Source organism: Neobacillus drentensis, assembly GCF_036966985.1.
Classification (GTDB): domain Bacteria; phylum Bacillota; class Bacilli; order Bacillales; family Cytobacillaceae; genus Neobacillus; species Neobacillus drentensis_E.
The window spans coordinates 1-6582 of record NZ_JBALSN010000218.1 but is presented as its reverse complement, the minus strand read 5'-3'; the positions used below and the strand labels follow the sequence as shown (position 1 = coordinate 6582).

5 protein-coding genes and 1 pseudogene are annotated in these 6582 nt (G+C 36.2%); 4 read left to right on the top strand and 2 right to left on the bottom strand.

The window, feature by feature from the left end; genetic code table 11:
* Window positions 1–141, top strand: a pseudogene (locus tag V7659_RS14895) (SAM-dependent methyltransferase); the annotation flags it as partial.
* Here the strand turns inward: V7659_RS14895 and V7659_RS14890 are convergent.
* On the bottom strand, window positions 123–1202 hold the full coding sequence (locus V7659_RS14890) for a GIY-YIG nuclease family protein (protein ID WP_335540665.1): 1080 nt from the start codon (window positions 1200–1202) through the stop codon (window positions 123–125). The pseudogene V7659_RS14895 and the gene V7659_RS14890 overlap by 19 nt on opposite strands.
* Window positions 1203–1488: 286 nt before the next feature.
* A complete protein-coding gene (locus V7659_RS14885) occupies window positions 1489–2973 on the bottom strand; it encodes a peptide MFS transporter (protein WP_335540664.1) in 1485 nt (494 codons plus the stop codon).
* A gap of 281 nt (window positions 2974–3254) precedes the next feature.
* Between V7659_RS14885 and V7659_RS14880 the strand changes: the two genes are divergently transcribed.
* The 3 genes from V7659_RS14880 (at window position 3255) to V7659_RS14870 (ending at window position 6235) form a co-directional block, all read left to right on the top strand.
* Complete coding sequence (locus V7659_RS14880; protein WP_335540663.1) at window positions 3255–4589, top strand: diguanylate cyclase domain-containing protein; 1335 nt, start codon at window positions 3255–3257, stop codon at window positions 4587–4589.
* A 142-nt stretch (window positions 4590–4731) separates the two neighbouring features.
* Window positions 4732–5496, top strand: coding sequence for a MerR family transcriptional regulator (locus tag V7659_RS14875; protein ID WP_335540662.1), 765 nt, complete (start codon window positions 4732–4734; stop codon window positions 5494–5496).
* A gap of 115 nt (window positions 5497–5611) precedes the next feature.
* Entirely contained in the window at window positions 5612–6235 is a 624-nt protein-coding gene (locus tag V7659_RS14870) for a GyrI-like domain-containing protein (protein ID WP_335540661.1), read from the top strand.
* Window positions 6236–6582 lie beyond the last annotated feature (347 nt).

The window sequence follows — 6582 nt, the reverse complement described above, 5'->3', positions numbered from 1 at the left end:
ATTTTATATTATCCATCAGAGGATTATATTTATTATTTAGAAAATGACACCATGTTTGAATTAATTAAAGAAATTATTCTTCCTCACGTTCATGAACATAACCCAAATGAGCGATTTTTAATCTATCGATTAAATAAATAACTAGGCATTAACTTGTTTATTTCATCGTCTAAGTGGGTGAAGGGGTTATTAAGTAATTGCTCCGAAATAATAATATAACTACAGTTGCTGCTGTTTAAATAGCTATAAATGATTTGTGCAAAGTCAATCTCATCTCTGCTGATTTTTATTATTGGTTTGTTCTCATTCCTTATAAAAGTAGCTAAAATATTGGACTTGATTGTTTTGTGGACCGATTCAATCTCAGAGGATTTGAATTTTTCACTATAAATTATTTTGTTTTTATTAATAAGGAATAGTTTGAAAGACTGGCCCGTTAACGGCTCAATAACAGCTATATTTTTATTGCCTTCCGTAAATTCGATCATTTGTTCTTTATGAAGGAGAGAGTGGATTGCCTCCAAGGTGTCTCTGTATTTCCCCGCAATTTCAAAATCGAACTTTTCAGAGGCCTCCATCATTTTTTGCTCCATTTCGCTGAGGAGACTTAAATCTTGGCCTTGTAGCAATGCAGGGATTTTGTTTATTCTTTCATTGTACTCATTGAGAGCTGCCCCTCCCATACACATCCCTAAACATAAACCTAAGGAATAGTTTAAACATGGAGTATTCTTATTAGATGGGCTGCTGCAGTTCACCTTATAGAAGTCTTTCATTCCTAGTAGCGCCCTTTCTACAATATGTTTGCTTTTATATGGGCCAAAATAAAGGCTATCTGGCTTATCTGCGTCTTTACAAATTTCTATTCTTTGGTACGCTCCTTCCTTGTGAATCCTGATGTAGACATAGGACTGAGGATTTTTCATCATCCGATTAAAAATAGGCTTCATTTCCCTTATTAATTCACATTCGAGCATAAAGGCTTCAAATTCTGTGTCAGTAAGGATATAGTCGAAATCCTTCAGGCTGGCTTTCAGCTTGATGATTTTTTGAGTATGGGCTTTTGAATTTTGGAAGTATGAACGGACACGATTCTTAAGATTTTTTGCCTTTCCCACATAAATAATTTGTCCGTTGGAGTCCTTCATTAAATACACTCCGGGGGAAGAGGAAAGGTGTTTCACTTTATCCTTTAAATACATATGTATACCTCCAATCACTATGAATATCTTATCATAAATAAAAAAGGTGCCCAGCCTTATCATCCGTTATTCAAGGGATGAGAAGACCAGGCACTTTTTCGAAAAAACAATGAAGAGATTCTGAACTTAGATAACTGTCTGGCTCCAGCGCCCAGCGGCTAGTGTACTTCGCCCTTTTCCCTACGATAAGTCAACATCGGATCGCTAACGCTCTCCGTGTTTCCTTTATCTCAGTCAAAGTGCTCCAGTCCATACGCCGCTAAACGGGCGCTTTCGCTTTTCTTATTTATTTTATCCCTTTCATGAATCCTTGAATCTTAGGTGATAACATTAATAGGATAATACCTAGGGCGATGGATGCGCCGCCAATCACACCAAAGTAGGTCATTTCTGTTTCAGGGGTGTAGAATTTAACAACTTGCGCATTCAATGCTTGTGCAGCAGCACTTGCTAGGAACCATAAGCTCATTGTTTGTGCTGAGAATGCTGCTGGTGCTAATTTAGTTGTTGCTGATAAACCTACTGGTGATAAACATAACTCACCAAATACAACGATTAAATAACTAAGAACTAGCCAGAGTGGACTTACTAATGAATCCGTACCGCCAAGATAAGCCGGGATAAGAATAACTAGGAATGACAACCCAGCAAATAGTAATGATAATGAGAACTTTTGTGGTACCGATGGCTGACGCTTTCCTAATTTAACCCAAATCCAAGCAAATACTGGTGCAAAGATGATAATGAATAATGGGTTTAAAGATTGGAACCAAGCTGGAGAAATCTTAATTCCTAACCAATTTAATTGAGTGCGTTTATCTGCGTAATTTGCAAGGATGGTTGAGCCTTGTTCTTGAATGGCCCAGAACATAACCGCTGCAATAAATAATGGAATATAAGCAATAATTCTTGAACGTTCTACTGCAGTTGTTTTAGGACTGCGATACATGACAACGAAGTAGATCGTTGGGATAAGAATACCAAGGAAAGTGACAATATTAATAAAGCTAGCAAAAGTTAAAAGACCCTTTGGAATTAATACGGCACATACAACAGCAAGAATAATTACAGCTAATCCAATAATAGTGAAGACCTTTTTCTTTTCTGCAGGGGCCATTGGATTTGCAACCATTGTTCCTGCTAGACCAAGATTTTTTTTCTTTGTTACACTGAATACGACTAATCCAAGGAACATACCTACTGCTGCAATCGAAAAACCTATGTGGAAGTTGCCTATCGATCCAACGATTAATGGTGAAATGAATGCACCCAGGTTAATACTCATGTAGTAAATAGTAAAACCTGCATCACGACGTTGATCCTTTTCGCTATATAATTCACCTACTGCGGAAGAGACATTTGGTTTAAGCAATCCAGTACCTAGAACAATCAATACCATGGATACAAAGAACATAGCAACACTGCCTGGTACAGCAAGTGCTATATGTCCAAACATAATTAAGATTCCACCGTAAAACACGGCTTTTGAAGAACCAAAGATTCGGTCAGCTAACCAGCCGCCAATGATTCCAGACATATAAACAAGTGATCCATAAATGGACATGATCGAAAGTGCGAGATTTTGATCTATGCCCAATCCACCTTTAGAAACTTCATAATACATATAGAAAACAAGGATGGCTCTCATTCCATAGTACGAGAAACGCTCCCAGAATTCAGTAAAGAAAAGGGTAGATAGTCCTTTAGGATGTCCGAAAAACCCTGTTTGGGGTACACTATCCACAATTTTCTGTCTATTGATGTTTGACATGTTATTACCTCCCTTTATATTATATTATAATACTTTCTGAAGTTTTGAATTGTCAAAAACATTTTTTAGCAAAAGAAGTTATTAAAGATTGTAAACGTTGACAATACTGAATTTTAATTAATTTAGATCGGAAAAGAAAGTTTTTTTAAAATAATAAATACATTCTGAGAAAAGAGACTTTTCACTCTACTAGAGTGATAGAAGTATTCTTTATCTTTAATTTTGGTTTAAAAAGAGCAAACTATTCTTCTAAGATATCCTTTATTAATGAAAGGCGAATTATGAGTGCAGATAAAAATATTCTTGAATCATTAAATAAAATCGATTTATTTTCGCAATTATTTAACAACATGTCAGATTTAGTCTACGTTACAAAGGTAGGCAAGGATGGTAAGTTTAGCTATGTACTTGCGAATGAGCCCGCAACGTCTTTTTCTGGACTAACGACAAAGTCCTTTGGTAAGCCATTAGAGGAAGTATTGCCCAAAGCTGTTTTCAATATAATCGAGGCTAAGTATAAGCAGGCGATAGATTCGGGGGAGCCAATTACTTATGAAGATAAGATTCTTGTGTCCCCTTCATTCTCATCAAATAAGCCAAATAATAAATATGCTCCTGGTCAATTAGTGTATTGGGAATCTACCATTACCCCAGTGTGCAATCAGAATGGAGAATGCACCCATTTGTTGGCAGTCGTCCGTGATATAACAGAAAGAAAAGAAAGAGAAAATGAATTAAAACGGATGAATGACCGTTTTGAACTAGTGTGGAACAGTGCCGCAGATGCGATGTATACCTTTGATAGACACCAAAACTTTGTATCGGTAAATAAATCATTTATAAATTTATTAGGTTGGACCGAGGAGGAAATTCTTAATGATCGGACCATTAGTATTATTCCTATGAACAGTAAAGAGGATTTAAAAGAAATTATTAATAGGGTTAAAAATGGTGAAGTCGTTCCTTCCCATGAAGTTCAGCGGATCACAAAGCACGGGAAATTAATTGATGTATTAGCATCCTATTCCCCTATTTATGATGGTAACGGAAATTGGGATGGAGCTGTGGCGGTATATAAAGATATTTCTGAAAGAAAAAAGTATGAAGAACAATTAAAACACCATGCCCTCCATGATTATTTAACAGGAATGCCTAATCGAAATTTCTTTTCAAAAATGTTAAAAGAAGAAATGATCCGAGCGGAAAAGTCAAAAAGAACTCTTGCTGTGTTTTATCTTGATATCGATAAATTTAAAGTTATTAATGATACATTAGGGCATGATATTGGTGATGAATTACTAAAGGAATTTTCAAGGCGTGTAAAAGCTTGTATTCGAGAGAAAGATTTACTGGCTCGAATAGGCGGTGACGAGTTTGGCATTCTTATTACTAACTTATATGATAAAAAGAAATCCATTGAAATTGCAGAAAGAATCTTATCCTCCTTCCGTAGTAATTGGCTTATTGAGAAGCACCACATACGGGTTGCTTCAAGTATTGGAATATCCTTCTATTCTCCACCCTATAAACAGGACGAAAAATTGCTGCTGAAACAAGCAGATATAGCCCTATACAAAGCAAAAGAAAAAGGCCGAGGGAACTATCAGGTCTATTAGAATTAATTGGGTGCCTGACACCACAGATGGACATATGTCCATCTGTGGTGTCAGGCACCTTTTTCTAAAAAAATGGGCTTTATTTTTATTGACATTGACGTTGCGTAAAGGTGTATCGTTAGTTTAACAAGGAGGTGAGCGAATGGAATATACCGTGCAGAAGCTTGGAAGTCTAGCAGGAGTTAGCACCAGAACACTTCGGTATTATGATGAAATAGGGATTCTTAAGCCGGCAAGAATTAATTCGTCAGGATATCGAATCTATGGTCAAGCAGAAGTAGATCGCTTGCAGCAAATCTTATTTTACAGGGAATTAGGAATCAGTTTAGAGAACATTAAAGAAATCGTAACGGCTCCTTCCTTTGACGGGGCAACTGCACTGAAAGAGCACCGTAAAAAACTCCTTGAGAAAAAGGAACAATTAGAATTGTTAATTGCAAATGTGGATAAGACAATTGCAGTAACAGAAGGGAGAATGAAAATGTCAAATAAAGAAAAGTTCGAGGGCTTTAAGAAAAAAATGGTGGATGAAAATGAGAAAAAATATGGAAAAGAGATTCGTGAAAAGTACGGTGATGATACCGTAAATAAGTCCAATGCAAAACTTCAGAATATGACACAAGAGCAATATGAGGAGGTGACTAAGTTAGCTGAACTGATCACAGAAACCCTTGCTGAGGCTTATAAAACGGGAGACCCTGCAGGAGATTTAGCTCAAAAGGCTGCTGATCTCCATAAACAATGGTTATGCTACTATTGGACTGAATATAGTAAGGAAGGTCATGCAGGTCTTGCACAAATGTATGTGGATGATGAAAGATTTACCGCCTATTATGATAAAGAACAGCCAGGTACAGCAGCGTTTTTAAGAGATGCCATTCATATTTATACCGGTATGAAAAAATAATTTTTTATAATGGATATGTTAAAGCATATTGTTGGTTTTGGCCGATCCTCAAAAATGGAGCGGAGATCCATAGGCACCTTTTGCGAGCATATATAATAGAAACAGGAGATAAACTATGGGCACAAAAGTTGAGTATAAGAAAACGTATAAGCACATTTACCTGCCAAAAACTGTACCAGTAATTATTGATGTACCAAAGATGCCTTTTATTATGATAAGTGGAACGGGAGACCCAAACGGAGAGGAATTTGCTGTAGCAACTGAAGCATTATACAGTCTTAGTTATGCTGTGAAAATGTCCTATAAAAGTAATGAAGTACCTGACGGATACTATGAGTATACTGTTTTTCCGCTTGAAGGAGTTTGGGATTTGATCGATAAATCTAAGCCGGTACAAGACAAGAGTAATTACAAATATACGATTATGATCCGACAACCTGATTTTTTAACCCAGAATCTATTTGCGAAATTTGTGGAGCAAACGAAAAAGAAAAAGCCCAATCCATACCTTGAGAAAGCAATATTTGGTGAGCTAACAGACGGTCTTTCTTGCCAAATTATGCATATCGGACCATTTGATAATGAACCAGAAAGTTTCGCTAAAATGGAGTTCTTTTGCGAGGGAAATGGCTATATTCGAACAAGTAAAATCCACCGGGAAATTTATTTATCTGACCCGCGCAGGACTGATGTACAAAAACTAAAAACTGTATTGAGATTCCCTGTAAGAAAACAATAGTCTTGCAGGGTTTTTTATTACTTTTTAGGATCTTTTAGTATTTTAGTATTTAAATTTAGGATTTTGGTGAAAAACTTCAAATGTCCTTTATTGCATCAACGCGGCTCTGCGGAACTGGGATATTTTGAACTTTTTTCACGTAATTGACAAAAATGGATAGTACCTCTAAAGTTATATATGTCATAATAGTTTTAAAATTTACTATATTATTATATTTCTGATAAGAAGGAATACATAATAACAAACGAATGAACAGGTAGGTGCAAACGTGGAAAAGGATCCTATTCTTCGAATAAAAGACTTAAAGGTGTCTTTTCAATCAGTGAAAAAATTCGTTCCCGCTGTCG

Coding starts and splice junctions, on each gene's coding strand:
- V7659_RS14890 (WP_335540665.1), bottom strand. CDS start 1,202: ATGTATTTAAAGGATAAAGTGAAACACCTTTCCTCTTCCCCCGGAGTG.
- V7659_RS14885 (WP_335540664.1), bottom strand. CDS start 2,973: ATGTCAAACATCAATAGACAGAAAATTGTGGATAGTGTACCCCAAACA.
- V7659_RS14880 (WP_335540663.1), top strand. CDS start 3,255: ATGAGTGCAGATAAAAATATTCTTGAATCATTAAATAAAATCGATTTA.
- V7659_RS14875 (WP_335540662.1), top strand. CDS start 4,732: ATGGAATATACCGTGCAGAAGCTTGGAAGTCTAGCAGGAGTTAGCACC.
- V7659_RS14870 (WP_335540661.1), top strand. CDS start 5,612: ATGGGCACAAAAGTTGAGTATAAGAAAACGTATAAGCACATTTACCTG.